At 45.9% G+C, this 23,264-nt stretch carries 18 protein-coding genes; 10 read left to right on the top strand and 8 right to left on the bottom strand.

Annotated elements, in window-relative coordinates; translation table 11 throughout:
• Positions 1-31: 31 nt before the first annotated feature.
• Positions 32-1,879, bottom strand: a complete 1,848-nt coding sequence (locus tag SNR28_RS08920; protein ID WP_375748857.1) for a M3 family metallopeptidase — start codon at positions 1,877-1,879, stop codon at positions 32-34.
• Positions 1,880-2,188: 309 nt separating this feature from the next.
• Between SNR28_RS08920 and SNR28_RS08915 the strand changes: the two genes are divergently transcribed.
• Entirely contained in the window at positions 2,189-7,303 is a 5,115-nt protein-coding gene (locus SNR28_RS08915; protein ID WP_375748856.1) for a diguanylate cyclase domain-containing protein, read from the top strand.
• On the opposite strand, the gene SNR28_RS08910 is transcribed toward SNR28_RS08915, so the two are convergent.
• Both SNR28_RS08910 and SNR28_RS08905 read right to left on the bottom strand, forming a co-directional pair.
• On the bottom strand, positions 7,304-8,476 hold the full coding sequence (locus SNR28_RS08910; protein ID WP_375748855.1) for a MerR family transcriptional regulator: 1,173 nt from the start codon (positions 8,474-8,476) through the stop codon (positions 7,304-7,306).
• Between the two features lie 22 nt (positions 8,477-8,498).
• Positions 8,499-9,035: a GNAT family N-acetyltransferase gene (locus SNR28_RS08905; protein WP_375748854.1), complete on the bottom strand. Its 537-nt coding sequence runs from the start codon at positions 9,033-9,035 to the stop codon at positions 8,499-8,501.
• Between the two features lie 169 nt (positions 9,036-9,204).
• Between SNR28_RS08905 and ltaE the strand changes: the two genes are divergently transcribed.
• Entirely contained in the window at positions 9,205-10,212 is a 1,008-nt protein-coding gene (ltaE, locus tag SNR28_RS08900) for a low-specificity L-threonine aldolase (protein ID WP_375748853.1), read from the top strand.
• Between the two features lie 68 nt (positions 10,213-10,280).
• On the opposite strand, the gene SNR28_RS08895 is transcribed toward ltaE, so the two are convergent.
• A complete protein-coding gene (locus SNR28_RS08895; RefSeq protein WP_375748852.1) occupies positions 10,281-10,694 on the bottom strand; it encodes a VF530 family DNA-binding protein in 414 nt (137 codons plus the stop codon).
• Between the two features lie 90 nt (positions 10,695-10,784).
• Here SNR28_RS08895 and SNR28_RS08890 point away from each other — a divergent pair, with 90 nt between their 5' ends.
• Entirely contained in the window at positions 10,785-11,333 is a 549-nt protein-coding gene (locus SNR28_RS08890) for a substrate-binding periplasmic protein (RefSeq protein WP_375748851.1), read from the top strand.
• Between the two features lie 367 nt (positions 11,334-11,700).
• Here the strand turns inward: SNR28_RS08890 and ulaG are convergent, their stop codons facing one another.
• Positions 11,701-12,768, bottom strand: a complete 1,068-nt coding sequence (gene ulaG / locus SNR28_RS08885; protein WP_375748850.1) for an L-ascorbate 6-phosphate lactonase — start codon at positions 12,766-12,768, stop codon at positions 11,701-11,703.
• 19 nt (positions 12,769-12,787) lie between these two features.
• Complete coding sequence (gene ulaR, locus SNR28_RS08880; protein ID WP_375748849.1) at positions 12,788-13,543, bottom strand: HTH-type transcriptional regulator UlaR; 756 nt, start codon at positions 13,541-13,543, stop codon at positions 12,788-12,790.
• A 390-nt stretch (positions 13,544-13,933) separates the two neighbouring features.
• Here ulaR and SNR28_RS08875 point away from each other — a divergent pair, with 390 nt between their 5' ends.
• The 6 genes from SNR28_RS08875 to SNR28_RS08850 all read left to right on the top strand — a co-directional run bounded on the left by SNR28_RS08875 (position 13,934) and on the right by SNR28_RS08850 (position 19,349).
• Positions 13,934-15,703, top strand: coding sequence for a PTS ascorbate-specific subunit IIBC (locus SNR28_RS08875; protein WP_375748848.1), 1,770 nt, complete (start codon positions 13,934-13,936; stop codon positions 15,701-15,703).
• Positions 15,704-15,779: 76 nt separating this feature from the next.
• Positions 15,780-16,250, top strand: coding sequence for a PTS sugar transporter subunit IIA (locus SNR28_RS08870; RefSeq protein WP_375748847.1), 471 nt, complete (start codon positions 15,780-15,782; stop codon positions 16,248-16,250).
• A gap of 18 nt (positions 16,251-16,268) precedes the next feature.
• On the top strand, positions 16,269-16,961 hold the full coding sequence (locus tag SNR28_RS08865; protein ID WP_277823868.1) for an L-ribulose-5-phosphate 4-epimerase: 693 nt from the start codon (positions 16,269-16,271) through the stop codon (positions 16,959-16,961).
• 13 nt (positions 16,962-16,974) lie between these two features.
• The gene (locus tag SNR28_RS08860) at positions 16,975-17,799 is read left to right on the top strand and encodes a Cof-type HAD-IIB family hydrolase (RefSeq protein ID WP_375748846.1); all 825 of its coding nucleotides are present in this window, start codon (positions 16,975-16,977) and stop codon (positions 17,797-17,799) included.
• A 5-nt stretch (positions 17,800-17,804) separates the two neighbouring features.
• Positions 17,805-18,449, top strand: a complete 645-nt coding sequence (locus SNR28_RS08855) for a 3-keto-L-gulonate-6-phosphate decarboxylase UlaD (RefSeq protein WP_375748845.1) — start codon at positions 17,805-17,807, stop codon at positions 18,447-18,449.
• A 12-nt stretch (positions 18,450-18,461) separates the two neighbouring features.
• Positions 18,462-19,349: an L-ribulose-5-phosphate 3-epimerase gene (locus SNR28_RS08850; RefSeq protein WP_375748844.1), complete on the top strand. Its 888-nt coding sequence runs from the start codon at positions 18,462-18,464 to the stop codon at positions 19,347-19,349.
• Between the two features lie 156 nt (positions 19,350-19,505).
• Here the strand turns inward: SNR28_RS08850 and SNR28_RS08845 are convergent, their stop codons facing one another.
• Together SNR28_RS08845 and SNR28_RS08840 are read right to left on the bottom strand one after the other, a co-directional pair.
• Entirely contained in the window at positions 19,506-21,284 is a 1,779-nt protein-coding gene (locus tag SNR28_RS08845) for a diguanylate cyclase domain-containing protein (RefSeq protein ID WP_375748843.1), read from the bottom strand.
• Positions 21,285-21,438: 154 nt separating this feature from the next.
• Complete coding sequence (locus SNR28_RS08840) at positions 21,439-22,749, bottom strand: 4Fe-4S dicluster domain-containing protein (protein ID WP_375748842.1); 1,311 nt, start codon at positions 22,747-22,749, stop codon at positions 21,439-21,441.
• A 245-nt stretch (positions 22,750-22,994) separates the two neighbouring features.
• Between SNR28_RS08840 and SNR28_RS08835 the strand changes: the two genes are divergently transcribed.
• On the top strand, positions 22,995-23,258 hold the full coding sequence (locus SNR28_RS08835) for a DUF3081 domain-containing protein (RefSeq protein WP_375748841.1): 264 nt from the start codon (positions 22,995-22,997) through the stop codon (positions 23,256-23,258).
• Positions 23,259-23,264 lie beyond the last annotated feature (6 nt).

Below are 23,264 nucleotides of genomic sequence, written 5' to 3'. Positions count from 1 at the left end.
CGCCTGATAATCAAACTAAAGCCTGTTGGGCTTAGCAACCGTAATGATCAGCAATGTAGCGCTCAAACTGCTCACACATGGTCGCATCACCGTCCTGATTGCTGGCAAGTGTCTCTGAACCGTCAACAACCTTGATGCTTGCATTGAGAAAGGCTGGCTCTGTTTGCGGACGTTCTTTAGCCGCCTGAATCTTAGCCTGTTCGCCTTGCCAGGCTTGTTCTGCGGTCAGGTTGCACGAGTCTGCCAGGTATCTTGCATTAAATCCTTCTCCAGTCAGTGAACGTATTGTTGCATCGTGAGACAGGCTGTTGCCCGGTTGCCAATAATGCTCGGCCAGCAGTGGACCTATCTCCGGGTTATCAGTCAGGTAACCAAACCTCTTGATAAAGTAGTTGCGAGTCTGATAGACCGCCATATGCGCGAGAAGATAGCCCTGATAGGAGCATGCCGCATCGTCCGACAGCAGATGCGGGATCGCCATTAGCGGGCGAGGGCTGCAGGCCAGTCCAAGGATACTTTGCTCCGTCTTTCGAGCCAAAGCAAGTACTCGCTCTGAAGTTAGCTCTGAATCTTCTAGCTGATACAAAGCTCGCTCAAAGTAAGGTACCACCAGGATACTGCGCTCCTGATATGCTTTAAATGGCTGCTGATTGTCGACCATAGCCTTAATTAACTCATCAGGTACTGGTTCTCCGGCGTTGTTGAGTGCATAACGCTTGAGCCAGTCTCCATCGCTTAGGAGGCTGTCACAGAACATGGACTGAGTTTCAGCATAGGCCATGGAGGTTGGTGCAAACTCCTGAGAGAAGCAAGGCGCATTCATTTTTACGTTAGCAAAATGTGCCGCATGACCGCCTTCGTGGAATAGTGTATTGATGCCATCATAACCACTTCCTACCTGATCTGGTTTGGCATTACTGGTGAAGTTGACCTCTGCGGCTACCCAGTTGTCCTGATCATAAAATGCTGGGATCGGGCCGTGGCAGAAGCCATTGGGATATTTCCCCTTACGATCTAGAAGATCCAGAGTCAGCTCAGCACCTGAGTAGTTGATATTCAGGCGACCAAAGGATTCCACCCAACGGCGCAATGAGCGGGAAAAGGGGACATACTGATTCAACTCACGCATAACATCACCGGAGAAGGCATAGACAAAATTGTGTCCTAACAGCGCATCCTGGCCTTTTTTATTTGTTAGTTGTTCCAAGCTGGACTGGTGACAGCCACGGGTACGCTTTTCAAAGTCATCCAGGATGATAAACAGGTCATCACTGCTCATCTGCTCAGTTTTTTGCACCGAGTAATCGAAGAAGTTGTCATAGCCAAGTGTGCGGGCAAACTTGTTACGCAGCTTTACCAACTCTAGAAAACCGTTCTCCAGTAGCCAGCTCTCAAGATCAAGAAGAGCCTGATGAGCAGATTTGCGCACAGACTCTGTGTTGTTGGTACGGATAGCGGCGGCAAGCACTGGCAGCGAACCTTCCTTTTGCTCGCCGTTTTCATCGGTAAAGGTCTGTACATACTGCTGCTTTTTCTCAAACAGCGCTGTCTCCGCTTCAATGATCGCTTGCTTCAGCTGTTGGGCCTGCTCAGATTCCAGGGTATTGGCCTCAAACATCGCCAGCCAACCTTTCAGTCCGGTAACAGTGGCTCGCTTTTCCTGATTATCACTGATTGTTTCCGCCTGAGCTATCTGTTCTCGCAGAGCTGGGATACGAGTAGCATCACTGACAAAGCGGGTCCAGGCTGATAGTGCTTTGGCAGATCCCTCATGGTCATCGCTGGTGCCCATATAGGTTTGCCAGAAGAAATCTTCTTTTGTGCGGTGGATGGATAGGTAGTCCTGATTTAGCTGGTTGAGGTAGTCGGTCGCGCTCATGGTGATCCTTTCACTATTAGTTCTGTTACACCAGATACTAGCATGTGTGTAGCGAATAGCGTTCAGCAGGATTTATAAGATACATGTACTTTTAGTATCTCATGCTGAATAACAGGCGGGTGACTCGCCAGTTTAACATGAAGTAAAGAAGAAGCTGCTGGGTGAGATTAGTGTGAGCTGTCGTAGATGATTACGGGATATTGTTCTCCAATATGTAAAAATTGGGTTATATTGATAGAACAAATAAAAGACTGCTTTATCTAAGCGGCTGTCAGGCTATCTGTTTAGGCAAGTAGGAATTTTTTCAGAATGAACCTGAGCCAAAAAATCGGACACACAAACTACAATATCTCGGATAAACTGCACGAGGGGTTGCATACCACTATATACAGAGGGATCGGGAAAGCGGATGGCACTCCGGTCATCGTAAAAATGCTTAACTCTGAGTATCCTACCCCAGAGCAACTGGCTCGGTTCCGGCTCGAGCACAATATCACCCAACGTCTGGCCACAGGCGGCGTTTCTGCTCCGATCTGCATTGAAGCCCAGGGAAACCGAGCTCTGATTGTTTTCAAAGATATTGGCGGTGAGTCTCTATCAAAGCAGCTTTACAGAAATGGCAATAAACTGTCGCTTGAGCAGTCACTGCGCTTAGCCATTCGAATTTGTAACATCCTTGAATATGTACACAGCAAACGCATTATTCACAAGGATATCAACCCAACCAATATTATCTGGAATCCGCACAATGACAGAGTTGAGCTGATCGATTTTGGTATATCCAGTGAGCTGAGTCGGGAAACTCAGCCTGTACAGGATCCGGATGTTCAGGAGGGAACCCTGGCTTATATGTCTCCGGAACAGACCGGGCGAATGAATCGGGTGATTGACTACCGCACAGACCTCTATTCTCTAGGGGTGACCCTCTATGAAATGCTGACTGGATGCCTGCCCTTTGATACCCGAGACCCTATGGAGCTGGTTCACTGTCATATAGCCAAAATACCGGACTCTCCCATAACGAAGAGAGCGCAAATACCTCAAGTGGTGTCGGATATTGTGATGAAACTTCTGTCAAAAATGGCAGAAGATCGTTACCAGGCCGCTTCCGGGCTTGCTGCTGATCTTCAGCGTTGCCTGGATGCACTGGTCGAAGGGAAAAAGATTGAACCGTTTGAGATTGGCTGCCAGGATCCAAAGGGCCAGTTCCGAATCTCACAAAAGCTGTACGGCAGAGAGCAAGAAGTTCAGACCCTGATGTCGGCCTTTTCCCGCGTTAGTGACGGGGCGGCGGAATCTCTGATGGTCGCCGGCTATTCCGGTGTAGGCAAAACTTCTCTGGTAAGAGAGATACACAGGCCGGTACTGGAGAAGCGAGGCTACTTTATCTCCGGAAAGTTTGAGCAGTTTCAGCATGAAATCCCTTATCAGCCGATTATTCAGGCGTTTCAGAAACTGGTGCAGTTTCTGCTGGCAGAGAGCGACGACAAGTTGCTTATCTGGCGGGAAGCTCTGCAAGCAGCCCTGAATGATGAAGGGCAGGTATTGCTGGATGTTATTCCTGAACTGGCCCATATCATTGGTTCTCAGCCTGCGGTTCTAGAACTGTCCGGAGTGGAAGCTCAGAACCGGTTTAACGCAGTATTTAAGCGGTTTTTAGGTGTGTTCTGTACGGTGGAGCATCCACTTGTGCTTTTCCTCGATGATCTTCAGTGGGCTGACCCGGCATCTCTCGGGCTTCTCAAAAACTTGATGGCAAACAATCAGAGCAGCTACCTGCTGTTGATCGGGGCTTACCGTGATAATGAGGTAACACCTTCCCACCCTCTTATGCTGACGTTAGATGAGGTGCGTCAGACTTCAGGTTCCCCGCTCTCTACCCTGACTCTGACTCCGCTGGATGCAAATGACAGCAAGGCATTAATTAAAGAGACGTTGAGCGCCACCGGAGACAACATCGATGAACTGGCCCAGCTGCTTCAGCATAAAACCGATGGAAATCCGTTTTTCCTGACCAGGCTCCTGAGCACGCTGTTTGACAAGAAGCTTCTGTATTATTCGCCAGAAAAGGAGATGTGGTGTTGGGACAATGAGTGCCTTGAAGCGCTGAGCATAAGTGAGAATGTCGCAGAGCTGCTGGTTCAGAAGATCCATACTCTTCCCGAAAAGACCCTGGAGCTTCTGGTGATTGCTTCCTGTCTGGGTAACCGCTTTGAGCTTGGAATGTTAACCGCTATCAGCCAGCGACCGGCTGCTGAGATCGCCGATTGGTTATGGGAGGCGGTTATCGAAGAGCTGATCATTCCTGAAGATGAAGCTTGTAACATCGCAAGGTGGGTGAGCAGTACTCAGGAGCAAATGGATCTCTCTTCTGTATCCTACCGTTTCTATCACGATCGGGTTCAGGAGGCAGCTTATTCGAGGCTGGATGAACAGCGCCGGGTACAGGTTCACCTGAAAGCAGGCCGACTGTTGCTGAATACGAGCAGTGAAGCGGAGCAGAAGGAGCGGATTTTCGAACTGGTAAACCATTTGAACACTGCGGTTGAACTGATATCCGATCCCGCTGAGTGTGCCCGTCTGGCGGTCTTAAACCTTGAAGCCGGTCTGCGAGCGAAAAAGTCTGCGGCCTATGACGCTGCACTGGAGTACTTCACTCAGGGCATGGACTTGCTGAAAGAGACCGGTTGGGGTGAACATTACGACGCCATGTTCCGTTTGTCAAAAGAGCGGATTGAGTCTGAGTTTCTTTGTGGCAGGCTGGAAGAGGCTGAAAAGGTATTTTCCTCGGCGATCGGCCAAACCCGGAGCAGAAGAGAGACTGGTGAGCTTTATGAGCTGATGGTACGCATCTCTCATATCAGCTATGACTATGCCCGCGGAATCGAGCTGGGAATGAAGGGGATGCAGCTGTTTGATATCCTCGTGCCGCATGAGCCGGAAGCGTACGGCAAGATGACCGCCGAGCTGCTTGAGGAGATCAACCTGCAACTGCCGACTCGGGATGCGGTACTGGGACTAGAGCACAACCCCGAGATGCAAGATGAAGATATGATCACCCTGTGTGGCATCCTTCATGAGACTTGGGTCTGCCTGTTTATGTCAGCGAATGAGCGGGTTCTGCTTCCTGCGTTGTTGATGATTAAGCTGTCTGTTGAGTACGGTCAGTCAGCCGTCACGGCGGTAGGGCATATTTTTTATGCTATCGTCCTCTCCTCCGGTCAGGATTATGACCGGGCATATGATTTTGGCCGGCTGGCAATGGGGCTAAAAGAGAAATACTTTAACCCGCTGCTGGCTCCTAAGGTGCACAACACCTTCTGTAATTTTGTAAACCACTACAAGAACCATATCAGAACCAATATTCCGGTTTATGAAGAGTCTTACCGTTACTGCGTACAGTCCGGGGAGATCTGGTGGGGGGCCTGGGCTGCTTCTTTTATCCGTACTGCGCAGTTTGTTAAAGGAGACCCTCTACCCAGGGTACTGAATACCGCCGACACCTATGCCGACTATATCCGTGCGGCTGAGTTTGAGCCTCTGGTACAGGTGATGGATGCACAGGTGGCAAAGATAACCCATCTGATGGATCAGACCGGAACCCAGACCAGCCTGGATACCGCGGACTTCAGTGAAGAGTCGTGTATATCCACCATGGAAGCCATGCCGTTTGGTCTGGGGCTGTTCTGGCACTATCTGTTTAAGTCTCTGATGTATTTGATCTACCGGGATAGTAAAGCTGCTCTTGAGGCGAGCCTTAAGGCTGAAGAGAATAAGCATTTTATCTCCGGGCTGATGATGTACCCAGACCACTATTTTGTAAATACACTGGTATTGACAGCGAACTGGGACAGTTTTTCTCAGGACGAACAGCAAGCATACCTTGCCATGATGCAACGCAACCTGAAGCAGATGAAAACCTGGATGGAGCACTGTCCAGATAACTTCCGGCACAGGTATCTGCTGATGCGGGCAGAGATGGCACGGGTCTCTGGCGAGCATGAAGTTGCGATGGAGCATTATGAACTGGCAATTGAAGCTTGCCGTGAAAGCGAGTACTTACACCATGAGGCGCTGGCCAATGAACTGGCCGGGCACTACTACCTGAACAAGGGTTATAAACGAGCAGCCAAAGGCTATCTTGTTGAAGCGCGGCACTGCTATCTCCACTGGGGAGCGAAGCGCAAGGTTCGTTATTTTGACCAGGAGCTTCCCGAACTGGCATTGACTGCGGATGAGCTCTGGAGCAGAGAAACTATCTCTACCACCAGCCACACTCAGGCTCTGGACTTCAACTCAGTGATGAAAGCTTCGCAGGCGATCTCCGGTGAGATAGTACTGGAGAGGCTGCTGAAAAAACTGATGGATACCCTGATGGAGAATGCCGGGGCTGAAAAGGGGTTGCTGCTTCTTGAAGATGGCATAAGTTTCAGCCTGCGCGCTCAGGGCAGCATGAGCAGTCACGGCTCAGAGGTGCTGCTTGCTACCCGGTTATCCGATCTGAAGCAGGATGAGTTACTGGCACAATCGGTGCTGAATTACGCCATCCGAACCAATGAGAGTGTGGTGTTAGACGATGCTGGCAAGGATGAAAAATTTGCTGCAGACGCTTACGTGATTCGCCACTGCCCCAAATCTGTTCTCTGCACCCCGCTGCTGAACCAGGGCAAGATGTACGGTCTGGTATACCTGGAAAACAACCTGACTACCGGAGCATTTACACCGGACAGACTGGAGATCATCAATCTGCTATCGGCCCAAGCGGCAATTTCAATCGAAAATGCCACCCTTTATAACACCCTGGAGCAGAAGGTCGAGGAACGGACCGCTGAGCTGCAGATTGAGGTCGGGGAAAGAAAGCGGGCGGAACAGGAGCTGATTAAGCTAAACTGGGACCTGACTCAGCTTGCTGCGCTTGACGGGCTGACCCAAATTGCCAACCGCCGATATTTTGATGAGTACCTGGCTTCCGAGTGGAGTCGAATGCAAAGGGATAAGAGTCCTATTTCCCTGATATTCTGTGATATCGACTGCTTTAAGCAGTACAACGATGCTTATGGCCATCAAATGGGGGATGATTGTCTTAAGCAGGTCGCTCAAGCGATGAAAACCGGATTAAAAAGACCAGCTGATCTGGCGGCTAGGTACGGGGGAGAAGAGTTTGTCTTGCTGCTGCCGAACACGGATCAGGAAGGGCTCCGGCATATCGCCGAGCTCCTGCATGAAAGCGTACGGGCGCTCAATATCGAACACAGCGAATCGGGAGTCTCTAATCAGTTGACCATCAGCATGGGTGGGGTAACTCTCCTGCCTGATGCTGAACTTAGCACGGACATGCTGATTTCTCTTGCAGATAAAGCCCTCTACAGAGCCAAAGAGAACGGCCGTAACCGGTTGGAAGTGAGTGAAGCAAACAGCTTGTAACTAATTGCTAAGTTTTAAAACAAACATCTGATAATCAAACTCATCAGCGTATTTTTGGAATATCTCCAGTTCTCGTTTTATCTCACTTAAAGCCCTTGAACCTACTAGCTCAGACTCCAGTTCTTTTACCCTATTTTCCAGTGGTGAGTAGTAGTTAAGCCAACTGCTTCTATCAAGCGTGAACATGTCTACCAACTCGAACCCGGCTTCTTCAGCTTGTTTTAGCCGAGCATCTACGCTGGTTATATCGGGGTACTCTTTTTGCCAGAAGTTAAGTGCTTCTTCTGATGGTGTATCGGTGCTCCATACTGCATCGCTAAATACCAGTACACCATCTTCTTTCAGTAATGGTCGCCACGTTTTTAACGCTTTTGACACACCCATAATATAAGCACTACCTTCACACCAGATAAGGTCGAAGCTATCGGGTTCAAAAGGCAACTTGTGCATATCGGCACAAACCGTATCTAGGTTGCCGGATAGTCCCAATCCATCAAGTTTGTTTTCCAGAAAGCGAAGAGCAGATTCTTCATTGTCTACCGCTGTTATCTTCGTTGAGATATGGGCTGTCAGTACCTGTGTCGCAGAGCCCTGCCCGCATCCTATTTCTAAAATGGATTGTGGGTTATTCGGCACCATTTGAAGTGCTTTAAGGGTATCGGCTTCTGAGCCCGGTCCCCAGCACTCCAACTCACTAAATATAAGATTAAAATCGTTCATATATTGCTCATGATCGTTAATGTCTTTCGATAGCCACTTAAGTCGCATTGCCTGCTTTTCATCAAAACCTTGTTTGATTAACCAGTCGAGATGAGCATCCGGTGCGGCCTGTTCCAAAGATTCATGCCACTCTGTCAAACTGCTCTCTCCCAGAAGAGCTGCTAACAACGCGCGTGACTTCTTCTTCTTCTCTATCTCTGTGTCTAACTGCCGCAGCCTTTCACTCAGTACCTCTCTGTCTATTTTGGAATCTAGACAGGCTTGACACTCCTTCAGAGTTAAACCTCCTGCCTGAAGCTTTTGTAATAACTTCAGGCGTTGAATATCTTTTTCGCTGTAACTGCGATAGCCGTTATCCAGACGCTTTCCGGAGATAAGCCCCTGCTTCTCGTAATAGAGCAGGGTGGTTCGAGAAAGGCCTAATTGTTCGGCCAGTTGAGAGATACGATACATGTTTCACCTATTTGGCTTTGCATTACCAGAGGGCCGGATTATCAAATGCCTGAACGCAAGACGACTCGCCTGATATGGATTCTAGCTCTTCTTCAGTTAATGATTGTGCCATCCACCCATGAGGCAGGGAGAGTGGCATTGGGGCTTTAAACTCTTTTTCGGTAATCTGCTCAAACCCTGTTTTGGTATAGTAATTAGGATCACCGTAAGTGAACGCCAGGTCGACACCTTGTTGCTTCATTGAATCTAAGCCAAAACGGATCAGCTTCTGTCCAATGCCATTGCCTTGACAATGAGTGCTCACGGCTACAGGTGCCATCAAAAACGCAGTTTTGTCTGACGCAAATGTAAGTCGGGTAAACAGAATGCTTCCGGCAATTTGTTCGTTTTCTTCAGCAATGAAAACGTAAATATCCTTCTTTGGCGTTGTTGCTAAAAGATCGGATGTTAGTTTTCCGATAAGCGCCCCTTCCTCTTTCCCCTCTGAATCTGTAAAGGTTTGAGTGAATAAATGAATAATCTCTTCAGTCTGAGTTTCTTTGTATAGTTGATAGTTCAATGTTCTGTCCTCGTTATAGTCTATGAGGAAGCATAAACTGTAGAGTTATAGACAGGTCAAGGAATTATTTTAGTACATCTAATGTAAATCGTAGTAGTACCCGCAGGTTAAATGTGAGGTATAGTACGCTTTATATCTTCTTCATATTTCTGCAAAAGGATGACAAACGATGGACTTTCGCTCAGATACGGTAACCCAACCAACTCAAGCTATGAGAGATGCAATGGCAAATGCTGTTGTAGGTGATGATGTGTATGGTGATGACCCGACGGTTAATGAGTTGGAGCAGTGGGCAGCGGAAAGACATGGTTTTGAAGCGGCACTTTTTACAACATCGGGTACTCAGGCAAATCTACTTGGTTTGATGTCGCATTGTGAGCGCGGGGACGAGTATCTGTGTGGTCAACAAGCCCACAACTATATGTATGAAGCTGGTGGTGCTGCGGTGTTAGGTTCGATACAGCCTCAACCGATTGAAAATAACCCGGATGGAACACTAAGTTTCGATAAGTTGAGAGCAGCGATAAAGCCCGACGATTCACACTTTGCCCGTACTAAACTGCTAAGTTTGGAAAATACCATCAACGGTAAAGTGCTCCCTATGGAGTATCTAAAACAAGCGCGTGATTTTACTAATCACCACAGTCTACAGCTTCATCTGGATGGTGCTCGAGCGTACAACGCAGCGGTTGCACTGAATGTAGATATCAAAGAGATCGCTCAACACTTTGATTCCATGACGATCTGTTTATCGAAAGGACTCGGTGCACCAGTAGGCTCGCTTCTGTTAGGGAGCAAAGCTTACATTGCGAAAGCACGCAGAATCCGTAAGATGCTTGGCGGTGGAATGAGGCAGGCGGGAATACTAGCTGCTGCTGGTAAGCTGGCTCTAACTGAACAAGTTACTCAGCTAGTTCAGGATCATAAGAATGCTAAAAGACTGGCAGAAGAACTGAGCAAAATTGAGGGCTTCAATGTAAATCCTGATCATGTTCAAACTAACATCGTATTCGTAAAGCCTGAAGAAGGCTTAGATGTAGAGAAGTTGGCGGCAGACCTAGCTAAAGAAGACATCACGATTACAGCCCATAACCCGTTGAGATTTGTGACTCACAAAGACATTAGTAGTGAAGATGTCGAACGATTTATTGCTGCGGTAAGGAAGTTTGTTTCTTAAGCTCGTATGAAGTAAAGCATTAACCCCGATACTGTGTACCGGGGTTTCTTTATATCTGCATAAGGGTTTTATTTACGAGGGTTACGACCACGTGAAGAGCGCGCTTTATGAGAAGATGCCGCTTTCGCCTGCGACTTCAAGATAGAATCCACGGTAAGCACCATTGGCTCTTTGGGTTTCAAACCATGAGGGAACGTACGAGCACGTGGTGACAACTCATACTCTTCAGCTGATGCGCGAGGCATACGCTTAAATCGATACAGGTAGAAGTTTTCCAGCTTCTCTCTCGCCCAGTCAGTCTTTTTTAAGTACTTCACGCTGCTGGCAACCGATGGTTTGGTGTGAAAGCAATTAAATCGCATAGCAGTATCAAGAATGTCCCAGCCGTAAAAATCCACTAACTCCTGGATCATGGTTTCCAACTTAAGACCGTGTAATGGGTTGTTTTTTTGCAGTTCAATTCTTTCTTCATCAGTCATCATAACGAGTTCCTAAGTGTTCACTGGGCGGGTGATTCTATCAGCCTTTACTATACTTTACCTAACCGATTTCTTATAGATTAGGCCGAGAACTTGAAGCGCTTGTTATTACTGATTTTTTCGCTTTCCATGGGCTTGTACAATTCAAATTTAAGCTTTGCATCTGAACCTTCTAAGAAACTAACTCTAGCTGCTGTTGAGTGGAAGCCAATGAACAGCCCAGAGTTTAAAAGTGATGGATACCTTTCGGAAATAGTACGTACAGCCCTCTCTCAAAGTGGTTATACCCTTGATATTGAATGGGCCCCATGGAATAGAGTACTAGAAGTTAGCAAAGCTGGTGGCTACGACGGAATACTGGTCGCATCGTATAAGAAGGATAGAGAAGAGTACTTTGAATACTCGCATAAAATTGGTAGTTCACGTTTTATATTCTGGCAACGAAGCGAAAGTTCATATTATTACAGTGACTTAGATGCCTTCAGTAGTATGAGAGTAGGAGTGCTGCTCGGCTCAAACTTCACTCAAGATCTTAAAAATCATGGAGAAATCATCGTAGATGAGGTGAGCAATATTCGGCAGAACATATTGAAACTAGCTCACGGTAGAATAGATGTATTTTTGGTGCTTATGATAATGTGAATTACCTTCTAAACAATGAAATGAGCGAGCATAGAAACAAAATAATACCAGTCGCGCCTGATTATCGAACTTATGATTTATATATGCTTATTTCAAAAAAATATCCAAATCATCAATCTGTAGTTGCGGATTTTAACCAGTCATTAGAACGCATGATAGAGGATGGAAGCTACGAATCTATACTTTTAGATCACGGAGTTTTGAGTATAAACGGTAGATAACGACATCATGTTGGCGGTGCAAGTTAGATGACAGCGTTTTACAGTGTAAGTGCTTTACCTCGTATGACATGATTTACCCTTAAAAGTAAAAAAGCCCTTGCAGTGCAAGGGCTTAACTTAAAGTTCAAAGGGGGAGAACTCAGTTATTACAAGAATGCTTTGTATGGTAGCTCTGGCTCATCTGTGTAGATGTCCTGGAAGCCACGGAAGTGCTGGTAGTGCATGCGGCCTTTATCTGTTGGGTAAGTGTACTTACCACCTACTTGCCAGAAGAACGGTGCGAAGTTGTACTGAAGACGGTCTTTCTTCATGTTCCATAGCATTTCAATCTCACGTGGGTCGTTCTGGAAGTTAGCCCAAATATCGTGGTGGAAAGGCATAACTACTTCACAGTCTAGAGACTCAGCAGCGCGAAGGATGTCAGAAGAAGTCATCTTATCTGTTACACCACGTGGGTTTTCACCGTAAGATAGTAGTGCTACATCGATCTTGTGGTCGTTACCGTGCTTCGCGTAGTAGTTTGAGTAGTGAGAGTCACCTGAGTGATACAGAGAACCACCTGTTGTTTCGATTAGGTAGTTAACCGCACGAAGGTCCATACCATCAAGGATCTCTTTATCGTAAGAAGAAGTGCCTTCAGGTAGAGTCACAAGAGCAGTACGGTCGAAAGAATCCAGTACTTTGATTAGTGCGTCACCAACCTGAATTTCGTCACCTACTTTAGCAACGATACAACGATCTTCTGGCACACCCCAGCCAGTCCATAGGTCAACACAAGCTTGTGGACCGATGAACTTAACGTGGTCACCACAGTTCTGAAGAACAGCAGCAGCTACGTTTACATCGATGTGGTCAGCGTGGTCGTGAGAAGCCAGAACCGCATCAATTTCTTTGATGCCAAATGGGTCTAGTGGGAAAATTGCTGTACGAAGGTTTGGCTGTAGTTCACGAACACCACCCATACGCATCATTTGATGCTGGTTTTTCATGTAAGGGTTAGCCTGAGTTTTCTTACCAGTACCACACCAGAAGTCCATAGAGATGTTAGTGCCGCCTTCTGTTTTTAGCCAAACACCAGTACAACCCAGCCACCACATTGAGAAAGTATTTGGCTGAACCTCAGTTTTTTCAATTTCTTCATTTAGCCACGTGCCCCACTCAGGGAAAGTGCTCAGAATCCAGGATTCACGTGTGATTTCGTTTACTTTGCTCATGTCTATACCTATCAATTTATTAAACCAGAATAACGTCGATGCCTTGTTCCCGTAGTCCCCTGACTACGTTCGCATCCGCATCTTCGCCTGTAATCACAATATCTATCTTGGTTGCCGGGCAGAACATCATTCCCGAACGTTGCCCCACTTTAGAGCTGTCTACTGCAACAACCAACTTACCAACCTGCTCCAACATCTGTTGCTCCACGACCGCTGTGAGCATATCTGTTTTGTAAAGCCCTTGTTCGGTCAGGCCTTTGCCACTGGTAAACATCCAGTGTCCAGCGTACGTTCGCGAGAACTCAGGAGTTGGGTTTAAGAAGATATTTTTAGATTTGTTGTATTGCCCGCCGGTAATAATCACGAACTCATGATCTTGTTCGATCAGATAGCTGGCGAGCGGAAAATAATTAGTAATGATCTTGATGTCTTCACCACATAGCTCTTGTCCAAGCATGAATGCGGTGGAACCACAGTTGATAACAACACTGTCACCTTTGTCGCATAGATCGGCGGCTCTTTCGGCAATAGCGGATTTCTCGCGATAGTTTTCAGTATTTTCTGCATTCAAAGGAGACCAAACATTGCGACTGCTCTCTATTTTCTCTGCGCCATTCCTAACTTTCTTTAGCTTCCCCATTTCATCCAGCTTGGTCAGATCTCTTCTTGCTGTAGCCGGAGAAACTTTAAAGGTTTCTGTAATGGTGCTCACCTTGATGCTGTTTTTCTCATCAAGCAAAGAAAGAATGCTGTTATGTCGTTGTACTTCATTCATATCACTACCAACTTCTTATCATTACTAATCACTTTATGAGTCATTATGATGCTCTGTGATTTGTAATGATTCTATTACTCACAACTAATCATGTCAAAGAACATTGAGATAAAACTTTGAACTTGATCTTATTATAAATATAAGTAGCTGATTTTTATGTATTTAAGTGTTTTGGTGATTGTTTTGTAGATATTTTTTTGATCCTGATAGCATTTCAAATAATCAAATATGAGCACTATTGATCTAAATCAATATAGTCATGAGTGAGCGTTGAATGATTATTTGTGATTGCTTAATGTCTATCCGTGAGCAAATTTCGTGAGTTAAGCAAACACATCTGATTACTTAGCTCTGTCCTACAGATAAAACATAAATAGAAGGGGTAAAAATATGGAGTTCCTATACGACGTATTCTATATTTTTTACAGTCAGGTAATGACAAAAGCACCGTTGCTACTTGGTTTAGTAACATGTATTGGTTACTGGCTACTGCGACGTGATCCAACCACAATCATCAAAGGTACAATCAAAACCATCGTTGGTTTCATGCTTGTACAAGTTGGTGCAGGTACTCTGGTTAAGGGATTCAAACCTGTTATCGAAAAACTTTCCGAATTCCATGGCCTGACAGGTTCGGTAATTGACCCGTATACAACAATGATGGCAACCATGGAAAACATGGGTGACATGTACTCATGGGTTGGTTACGCAGTACTTATCGCACTTGGCATCAATATCCTGCTAGTACTATTCCGCCGCTTTACTGGTATCCGTACAATCATGCTTACTGGTCACATCATGTTCCAGCAAGCTGGTCTTGTAGCGGTGTTCTACTTCATCCTTGGCGCATCAATGTGGGAAACTATCCTTTACTCAGCTGTTCTGATGGCTCTGTACTGGGGTATTTCTTCAAACATCATGTTCAAGCCAACTGAAGAAGTAACTGGTGGTGCGGGTTTCTCTATCGGTCACCAGCAGCAGTTTGCATCTTGGATCGCAACAAAAGTTGCACCAAAACTAGGTGACAAAGAAGACAGCGTTGACCACATTGAACTGCCTAAGTGGCTACACATCTTCCACGATAGCATCGCAGCAACTGCAATCGTAATGACTGTGTTCTTCGGCATTATCCTTCTATCTTTCGGCCTTGATAACCTTCAAGACATGGCTGGCAAAACACACTGGACAATCTACATCCTTGAGACTGGTCTTAAGTTTGCGGTAGCTATCCAGGTAATCGTTGCTGGTGTACGTATGTTCGTTGCTGAACTTTCAGAGGCATTTAAAGGTATCTCTGAGCGCGTTATCCCTAACGCAGTACTGGCGATTGACTGTGCGGCTATCTACGCATTCTCTCCAAACGCAATGGTATTCGGTTTCATGTGGGGTGCTATCGGTCAGTTCCTTGCAGTAGGCCTACTACTTCTTGCTGACTCACCAATCATGATTATCCCTGGGTTTATCCCAATGTTCTTCTCGAACGCAACCATCGGTGTATTCGCGAACCACTTCGGCGGCTGGAAAGCGGTTATGAAGATCTGTTTCGTGATGGGTATTATCGAAGTTGTTGGTTCTGCATGGGCTATCCAGCTTATCAGCAACCACGGTGTTGAGTTCAGCGGCTGGATGGGTATGGCTGACTGGGCATTGGTATTCCCACCAATCTTCGCTGGTCTGTCTGCATCTAAAGCATTCTTCTGGGTACTTGTAGCACTTGCTGGCGTATACATGTTCTACGCATCTAAGCAACTACGAGCTGAAGAAGACGCAGAAGCACAAGGTGGTGACCTTGAAGCTGAAGAGCCAGAAGTAGTAGCGGCTGTAGCACAAGCAGTTGAAGCAACAGATGGTGTTCGTCCTGTAAGCATTCTAGCGGTATGTGGTAACGGCCAGGGTTCATCAATGATGATGAAGATGAAGATCGGTAAATACCTTGAGAAGAAAGGTATCCCACACGTAATGGATTCATGTGCAGTGTCTGACTACAAGTCAAAGCTGGCAAACACCGACATCATCGTTTCCTCTAAGCACCTATCTGCGGAGATGGAAGTAGGTGAAGGCAAATATGTACTAGGTGTACAGAACATGCTGAACCCTAACTCATTCGGCGATGAACTTATCGACCTAATCGACAAGAACTTCGCAGCACAAAGAGCATAAGACTCTTACCTCACAATAAAAGTACTACCCGGTTGCCAGACCCTCTCTGGCAACCACCCTCACTGGAGATATCACAATGGGTTTTAAACAATCACTAATCGACAACAACTCAATCAAGCTAAACGTTGAAGCAACCGAATGGCGTGACGCTATCAAAGTTGGTACGGACATGCTGATTGCATCTGGCGCGGTTGAGCCAAGCTACCACGAAGCAATCATCAACAGCATCGAAAAGCTAGGTCCGTACATCTGTATTGCTCCTGATTTCGCAATGCCACATGCGCGCCCTGAAGATGGTGTTAATCGTACGGCTTTTGCTTTAGTAACGCTTGCAAACCCAATTGATATCGAAGGCGAGCAAGTAAAAGTAATGGTAACGCTGGCAGGCAGTTCTTCTGATGAGCATATGGAAGGTCTGATGGAAGTGACTCAGGTTCTTGACGACGAAGACAGTGAAACAGGCGTTGATGTTGAAAAGCTACTGGCTTGTAAAACTAATGAAGAAGTTTTTGCTGTTATCGACGAAGCATTAGCTGAGATGGCTTAAGAGATTAAGGAAAGAACTATGTATCAGGAACTTAAACAACGCGTATTAGATGCCAATCTGCAATTACCAAAGTACGGTTTGGTGACATTTACCTGGGGTAATGTTTCTGAAATCGATCGTGAGCGTGGTGTTATTGCAATTAAACCATCTGGTGTTGAATACGACGACATGACAGTTGATGACATTGTGGTTGTTGATCTGGAAGGTAACCGCATTGAAGGTGAGATGAATCCATCGAGCGATACTGCAACACATATCGAACTGTACAAAGCTTATCCAGGTATTGGTGGCGTAGTACATACTCACTCACGTAATGCAACAACATGGGCACAAGCAGGATTAGATATTCCAGCTCTGGGTACCACCCATGCAGACTATTTTTACGGTGACATCCCATGTACCCGTAACCTGACCAAAGATGAAATCGAAGGCGAGTATGAGAAAAACACTGGCTTTGTCATCATCGAAGAATTCAATAAGCGTGATTTAGACCCTAAAGCGGTACCGGGTGTCGTCGTGGCAGGACATGCGCCATTTTCATGGGGCAAAAATGCTAACGATGCGGTACACAACGCGGTTGTTCTGGAAGAAGTGGCTGTAATGGCGCTTGGCACCAGAATGCTAAATAGCGGTATCAAAATCATGCAGGAGCTATCCGATAAGCATTACAACCGTAAACACGGTGCCAATGCTTACTACGGACAGCGCTAAGAGGAAGAGACATATGTACAAAGTTCTCGCTCTTGATTTGGATGGAACAGTTCTAAATAGCGAACACGGCATTCACCCGGATGTGAAAGCGGCGATTCGCGAGGCAAAAGAGAAGTGCCATGTGGTTTTGGTTACAGGGCGTCATCACACAGCGGCCAAACCCTATTACGAAGAGCTTGAACTGGATACCCCTGCTATCTGCTGTAACGGTACATATGTTTACGATTATCACAATCACCAGGTACTGTCGGAAAACGCCATCAGTAAACAGAACGCTCAGCAGTTCTTAGCGCTTGCCAACGAATACAAGATGAAAGTGGTGCTTTATGTCACTCACTCCATGGTCTATTCGCGAAGCCAGCCAATTGACTACATGCATGTGTTGGAAGAGTGGGCTGAAGGTTTTGAAGAGAGCCGCAAACCAGATATACGCAAAATCGACTCCTTTGAGCAGGAGATCGAAAATGCCGAGTACATCTGGAAGTTTGTTATCGAAGGTGAGCCAGAGAGTATCGCTCAAATCGAAGAGCTGGATTTTGTAAAACAGAACTTCTCTGGTGAGCGTTCATGGTCAAATCGGGTCGACTTTGCGAACAGCGGAAATGCGAAAGGGATTCGGCTGGCACAGTACCTTGAACAAAACGGTTATCAGCCTGAAGAAGTCATGGCAGTGGGTGATAACCACAACGATATCTCAATGATCAAGTTAGCAGGCCTTGGTGTTGCTATGAAAAACGCCGATGAAAAAGTGAAGCAGGCTGCTGACATGGTATGTGAAACAGACAACAACGAAGGCGGGCTAGCACGCCTTATCCGTGAGCAAATTATTAAAAGGTAAATACAATGACTAAACCAATGATTCAAATTGCACTTGACCAGACTGATCTAAAAACAGCGGTTGAGGTTGCTAACAACGTCGAAAGCTTTGTAGATGTAATTGAAGTGGGCACCATTTTGGCGTTTGCTGAAGGTATGGAAGCGGTACGTGTACTTCGCAAAAACCACCCTGATCACGTTCTTGTATGTGATATGAAAACGACTGATGGCGGTGCAATCCTTGCTCGTCAGGCGTTTGAAGCTGGCTCTGACTGGATTACCGTTTCTGCTGCTGCACACATTGCGACTATCGAAGTATGTAAGAAAGTGGCTGATGAGTTTAACGGTGAAATCCAGATCGAGATCTACGGTAACTGGACAATGGAAGATGCGAAAGCTTGGGTTGATCTAGGCATTAAGCAAGCTATTTACCATCGTTCTCGCGATGCTGAATTGGCTGGTATTGGCTGGACAGATGCTGACATTGAGAAGATGCGTGCGCTTTCTGAGCTGGGTCTTGAGCTTTCAATCACAGGTGGCATCGTTCCTGAAGATCTGTACCTGTTTGAAGGTATTAAAGCGAAAACCTTTATTGCTGGCCGTGCGCTTGCTGGCGAGAAGGGTAAAGAGACTGCGGAAGCACTACGTGAGCAGATCAACCGTTACTGGTAATTGGGTGACCTTATGTTTAAGAACTTAGAACGTCATCGTATGGGGCTTTACGAAAAAGCCCTGCCTAACGAGCTTTCCTGGGAAGAGAAGATCGCAAAGGCAAAAGCGTTGGGTTTTGATTTTCTTGAGATCTCCGTAGACGAATCAGACGAGCGTCGTGCTCGTCTGGACTGGAGTGATGAAGATATTTATGGCCTGCGTCGTCTTTGTGAACAGTATGAATTGCCACTGCAATCAATGTGCTTAAGTGCGCATCGCAAGTTTCCGTTTGGTTCTGCTGAGCCGGCTATCCGTGAGCAAGCGGTTATCCATATGGAAAAAGCGATCACACTTGCTTATAAGCTGGGCGTACGAAACATCCAGCTTGCGGGCTACGATGTTTACTACGAGCCAGCAAATCAAGAAACACATGAGCGCTTTATCGATGGTATGCGTTTCTGTGCCAAGCTGGCAGAGCGTGCAGGCATTATGCTTTCTGTCGAGATAATGGATACCGACTACCTGAACTCGCTAAGCAAGTTTGAAGTACTGAATCGTGCTGTAAACTCACCGTTTTTCACCGCTTACCCGGATGTGGGTAACATCAATGGCTGGAATTACGATACTTGTACTGAGCTGGCTCTGAGTGCTCCCCATATTACTCAGATTCACCTGAAAGACACTTATAAAGTGAAAGAAGGGTATAAAGGGCAGTTTCGTGATTTGGTGATTGGTGAAGGCGAAGTAGATTTCGATGCGATCTTCAAAACCATTCAAAAAACAGAACTTGTTGTGCCTATGGTGATAGAAATGTGGGCACAGGATGAGAAGTGGGAAGAGAACATTGTTATTGCTCAGAACCGTCTTAATAAGGCGTGCATGGCAGCTGATCTTCCGGCTCTTTTTCCGGCGCTGACTTAGTTTAGTAGAACTTAGAGTTCTAGTTTCAGATTAACCGAGTCCTAAACGTGAGGTCATTTAAGTAGCACCCCCGTAACTATGTTGACCTCATTTGACACTCCTGACCTTTTCATTCAGGCGTCCACGCCTCTCTATATCCGGTAGAGAGGCGTTTTTTTATTCTGCGTTTTTACCAACAATTAAGTTCCTGCCTTTCCTTTTTGCTTCATAGAGCAGTTTATCGCAGTCACTCACAAGGTCTTCTATCTCTACTTTTTTACTGCATCTGGTTGTGAGAACACCAATGCTCATCGTAATGTGATTCGCTACATCTGATGATTTATGCTCAATGCCTAGCAGTTCAATCTCGGTTTGAATGTTGCGCGCTATTCTCATCGCAGATTCATGCGTTGCTTCTGGCAAAATACAGGCGAACTCTTCTCCACCATAGCGCGCAGCGGTATAACCATCCTCGGTTATGGTATTACGTAGTACCTCTCCGATACCTCTTAGACAGTCATCACCAGCCACATGCCCATAGTTATCATTGTAGGCTTTGAAATAATCGACATCTAATAAAAGGATTGAGAGAAATGCATTGCTGTTACCGAGACGGTCACATGCTTTTTGAAGTTTTTCGTCAAAACGTCGACGATTGGATAATCCAGTGAGTGAATCGAGACGAGCCAGACTTGCAAGCTGTTGGTTTACTGACTCAATTTCCCTGGCTGATGTATCAACTAAACGATGCAAAACGCGCATCGTTCGGAACTGACGCGAGTGCTCATCGACTAGCGTTTCTGGTTCTGCAGCGACTTCTTTATCAACTTCGTTGGTGGACTCCGTCAACGAGAGAACAGTCATGGTCTGGCTAAAAAAGTAAGCTTTCCCGTTATCATGCTTAAAATACTCACCGTAACAGAAAAAGCCCGAAGAAGGTGCTGTGCCAGATATCGAAGAAAGGTCAACGGAGATATCTGCACCCAGAATCCACTTTCTCGAAACGCACGAATAGACAAATATAGCTTGTGGACCATGTTTAGTGACCTGATCATAGGTTTCTTTAGCTCCAAGAGCTAGTAAACCGGCGTGACAAAAGCCAAATTTTAATTGTTCTCCTACATTGAAATCGTGGATATATTCAAAAGAACCATCGTCGTTTACCCCCGTTGCATGAACTGCCATCACAATGCCGTCCTTTTCTAAAATAAAAGGAAAATCAGCCGCAGATAAAGGTAAATTGTCAGCGACTTCTTGCCCTAGATAATGGCAGTAAATATCGTAAGGAGTTTGATTGTCGATACCATAAACACGAGAGCCTTGCACCTTGGTAATGGTTAGTTTTTTGCCGATTGGTACCCAACTGAGGTTATATGCATTTGAGGCAGATATCTGTCTACCAATCAGACAGGCTGCGGCAACACCGCTCTCGGTGATTCCTTCTTCAGTAAATACAAAAGTAGATTCACCGTGACCATTATCTCCGGCTTGTCCTCCGGCAATCAGTACCTCGGGAAGTTCGCTTTGGATTGCAGTTAATAGAGCTTGGCCTTTGATGGTTTTTTTATCTTTAAGCCCGCAACCAAATACTATGGCAACTCTTATATCATCTTGCTTTAGTGATCGTGCAATCTCAGTTCCTGACTCAACTAAATCGTCATTTTGCTTAGTGATTGCTGAAGCAACTTTCGTATGTTCGAAAAGGGTAACAGTGACGATTATTTCGCCTTCGATGGATTCTCCGTTAACAATTTCTCCAGCGGTACTGGTTCCCAGCAAGGCGACACCCGGTAGCTTAATCTTAATTTCTGAGATAAGACTATTAACAATAGCCAGATCCAGAACACCACTAAAAACCTGAATCAGTATTTGGTCACGAGGGTAACCAAGAGCTTGACCAACGACTTCATTCAAATCTTCCGGTCTTTTGTACTTAACGCTTGTACTTTTAATCACTGCGAACTCCACAATCCCTGTAGCAGAATCAACTTAAACTAATAATAAGAGTGCTAAGTGGATAATTCTATCATTAGGTCCGGAATTATACTGAGCTGACCTTTCTGTTTTGTCGCGTCAAACGTTTTAGCTGTTGCTTTTTGTGTCGTGCGGCCTAATGGGCAGTTGAGGCTACCTCACTTTTCTTGTTATACCGTTCAAGTAATGAAACCAAATACTTAGATTTAAACTGCTGACTAGCCAATGCTTGTTTGATTGGTGGTAGCTTCAAGATAACACCTAAAATTGCGGCCATAACCCTATGGTTTAGGTGCGCTTGATTATCAAAGATCAGATGCTGCAATGTGCCCCGCTCGATTGCCATCAACACCGCCTTGTGAGTGGAGTCTATAGGAGTAATAACCCGCTTTTCTCTTGATTTCAGGCTGATTCCATCTTTGGTACATACTCTTGCGCAGACACCGCAACCCAGGCAGGTGTCTTCATCTAACAACGCGACCTTCGCTCTTTTGTGCTTATGGTCGTGTTTAGAACTCAATGTCACGGCGTCTACCGGGCAAACCTCGATGCATTTTCCACAACCGTTACAGTTATCGAAGTCGATGACAGGAAGGAAGTTAGTGGTATGGATTGCTTGTGTAGACCCGACTCTTCTCGCCGCAACCAAGGCTTCACAGCAACAACTGCAACAGTTACAGATAAAGTTAACCTTGTTCTGAATGTTCTCTCCAAACTGAACTAAGTTGTGCTTGTATGCTTCATCTAAAAGATCTAAACACTCTCCTTCGTCAATTTGCCGCGCATAACCGTGCTTGATAAGGGATCTCGCCGTGTTATTAAAGGTCATGCAGATGTCCATTGGCGCATCGCACGCCTCACCAATATGTTCTTTCTTATGTCTGCAATAACACATGCCTACACCGATATGACTGGCGGTTTTTATTACCTCGCTGGCACGTTCGTAATCCAGCACATGTAGAGCGTTGTCTTCGCTTAATACACTTTCGTTTACAAAGGCACGACCGAGTGATGTCTCTCCGGCTCCAAAAAGGTGGGTGACAAACTCATCTTCTACATTGATGTATTGATGAAAGAGTTCGCTAAGTACTTTCTGATCAAGTTCTCCACCAGTGCGCATTAACGAGAATTCAAAGAAACCTGCCATCGGAGGAGGAAGCACGTAGGTTTGCGAGCCTTGATCATCTTCCAGATCCAACAGCAATGCTCTGGAGGCAAGCGTATTCAACTGCTCAGCTGTTTTGTCCAGATCTTGCCCCCATGCAGCGGCAGCGGTTTCAACAGTGAAAGGTTTGATAGGGAGTAGAGAAACCAGACGCGCTTCCTCTTCGCTAAACATGACATTAAGAATCTTAAAAAGCGTTTCGTTGGGCGGAACCCCTTGAGGAAATTTGTTTAGCCGTTCCGTTAACTTTTCGTAGTTTCCCTTGATCGTGTTGTGTGCCATCTGCTTGTCCTCTCGGTAGGTTTCGTCTGGCTCTTCAGCCTTTCTCTTCTCTTACCTAATGTTGAGTTCATTTATAAATGTGGCACCCAAATTATCCCTATTCAAGTTATGGGTATTTTAAGTTTTCAGAACTGAGCGTTTCAGCAAAGCATGGTGATCTTTGTTCTTAGTTTGATCGTAACTCATAGCTATAAATGCTGGAAAAATGAGCATTGTTTACCATTCGATCGGCTAAGGAGTGATATATGGATAACCGACTTTCTGTTAAAGACTTTCTTAGAGTGTTCGACCAAGTTCGATCCCACGGGGATAGAACGGATCATAAGTATCAACTCGGTGAGATGTATGCCTGGCACGATTATGATGGTTATACATGTTGGATTGGTTACAAAGACGTGACAGTAACGTTGATGTTCCATGGTTCACTGAAGATAGACTACGGTAATCTTTCAAACTACTCAGACTTTATCAAGCATTGTGTAGCGCTAACTACCAACAAAACGGTTTAACAGAAG

This window comes from Vibrio iocasae (genome assembly GCF_042245395.1).
Classification (GTDB): Bacteria; Pseudomonadota; Gammaproteobacteria; order Enterobacterales; family Vibrionaceae; genus Vibrio; species Vibrio iocasae.
This window is presented reverse-complemented; position numbering and strand designations above follow the sequence as displayed.

What these genes read in the sequence shown, in the direction of transcription:
- SNR28_RS08920 (WP_375748857.1), bottom strand. Translation starts at nt 1,879, where the DNA reads ATGAGCGCGACCGACTACCTCAACCAGCTAAATCAGGACTACCTATCC.
- SNR28_RS08915 (WP_375748856.1), top strand. Translation starts at nt 2,189, where the DNA reads ATGAACCTGAGCCAAAAAATCGGACACACAAACTACAATATCTCGGAT.
- SNR28_RS08910 (WP_375748855.1), bottom strand. Translation starts at nt 8,476, where the DNA reads ATGTATCGTATCTCTCAACTGGCCGAACAATTAGGCCTTTCTCGAACC.
- ltaE (WP_375748853.1), top strand. Translation starts at nt 9,205, where the DNA reads ATGGACTTTCGCTCAGATACGGTAACCCAACCAACTCAAGCTATGAGA.
- SNR28_RS08895 (WP_375748852.1), bottom strand. Translation starts at nt 10,694, where the DNA reads ATGATGACTGATGAAGAAAGAATTGAACTGCAAAAAAACAACCCATTA.
- ulaG (WP_375748850.1), bottom strand. Translation starts at nt 12,768, where the DNA reads ATGAGCAAAGTAAACGAAATCACACGTGAATCCTGGATTCTGAGCACT.
- ulaR (WP_375748849.1), bottom strand. Translation starts at nt 13,543, where the DNA reads ATGAATGAAGTACAACGACATAACAGCATTCTTTCTTTGCTTGATGAG.
- SNR28_RS08875 (WP_375748848.1), top strand. Translation starts at nt 13,934, where the DNA reads ATGGAGTTCCTATACGACGTATTCTATATTTTTTACAGTCAGGTAATG.
- SNR28_RS08870 (WP_375748847.1), top strand. Translation starts at nt 15,780, where the DNA reads ATGGGTTTTAAACAATCACTAATCGACAACAACTCAATCAAGCTAAAC.
- SNR28_RS08865 (WP_277823868.1), top strand. Translation starts at nt 16,269, where the DNA reads ATGTATCAGGAACTTAAACAACGCGTATTAGATGCCAATCTGCAATTA.
- SNR28_RS08860 (WP_375748846.1), top strand. Translation starts at nt 16,975, where the DNA reads ATGTACAAAGTTCTCGCTCTTGATTTGGATGGAACAGTTCTAAATAGC.
- SNR28_RS08855 (WP_375748845.1), top strand. Translation starts at nt 17,805, where the DNA reads ATGACTAAACCAATGATTCAAATTGCACTTGACCAGACTGATCTAAAA.
- SNR28_RS08850 (WP_375748844.1), top strand. Translation starts at nt 18,462, where the DNA reads ATGTTTAAGAACTTAGAACGTCATCGTATGGGGCTTTACGAAAAAGCC.
- SNR28_RS08840 (WP_375748842.1), bottom strand. Translation starts at nt 22,749, where the DNA reads ATGGCACACAACACGATCAAGGGAAACTACGAAAAGTTAACGGAACGG.
- SNR28_RS08835 (WP_375748841.1), top strand. Translation starts at nt 22,995, where the DNA reads ATGGATAACCGACTTTCTGTTAAAGACTTTCTTAGAGTGTTCGACCAA.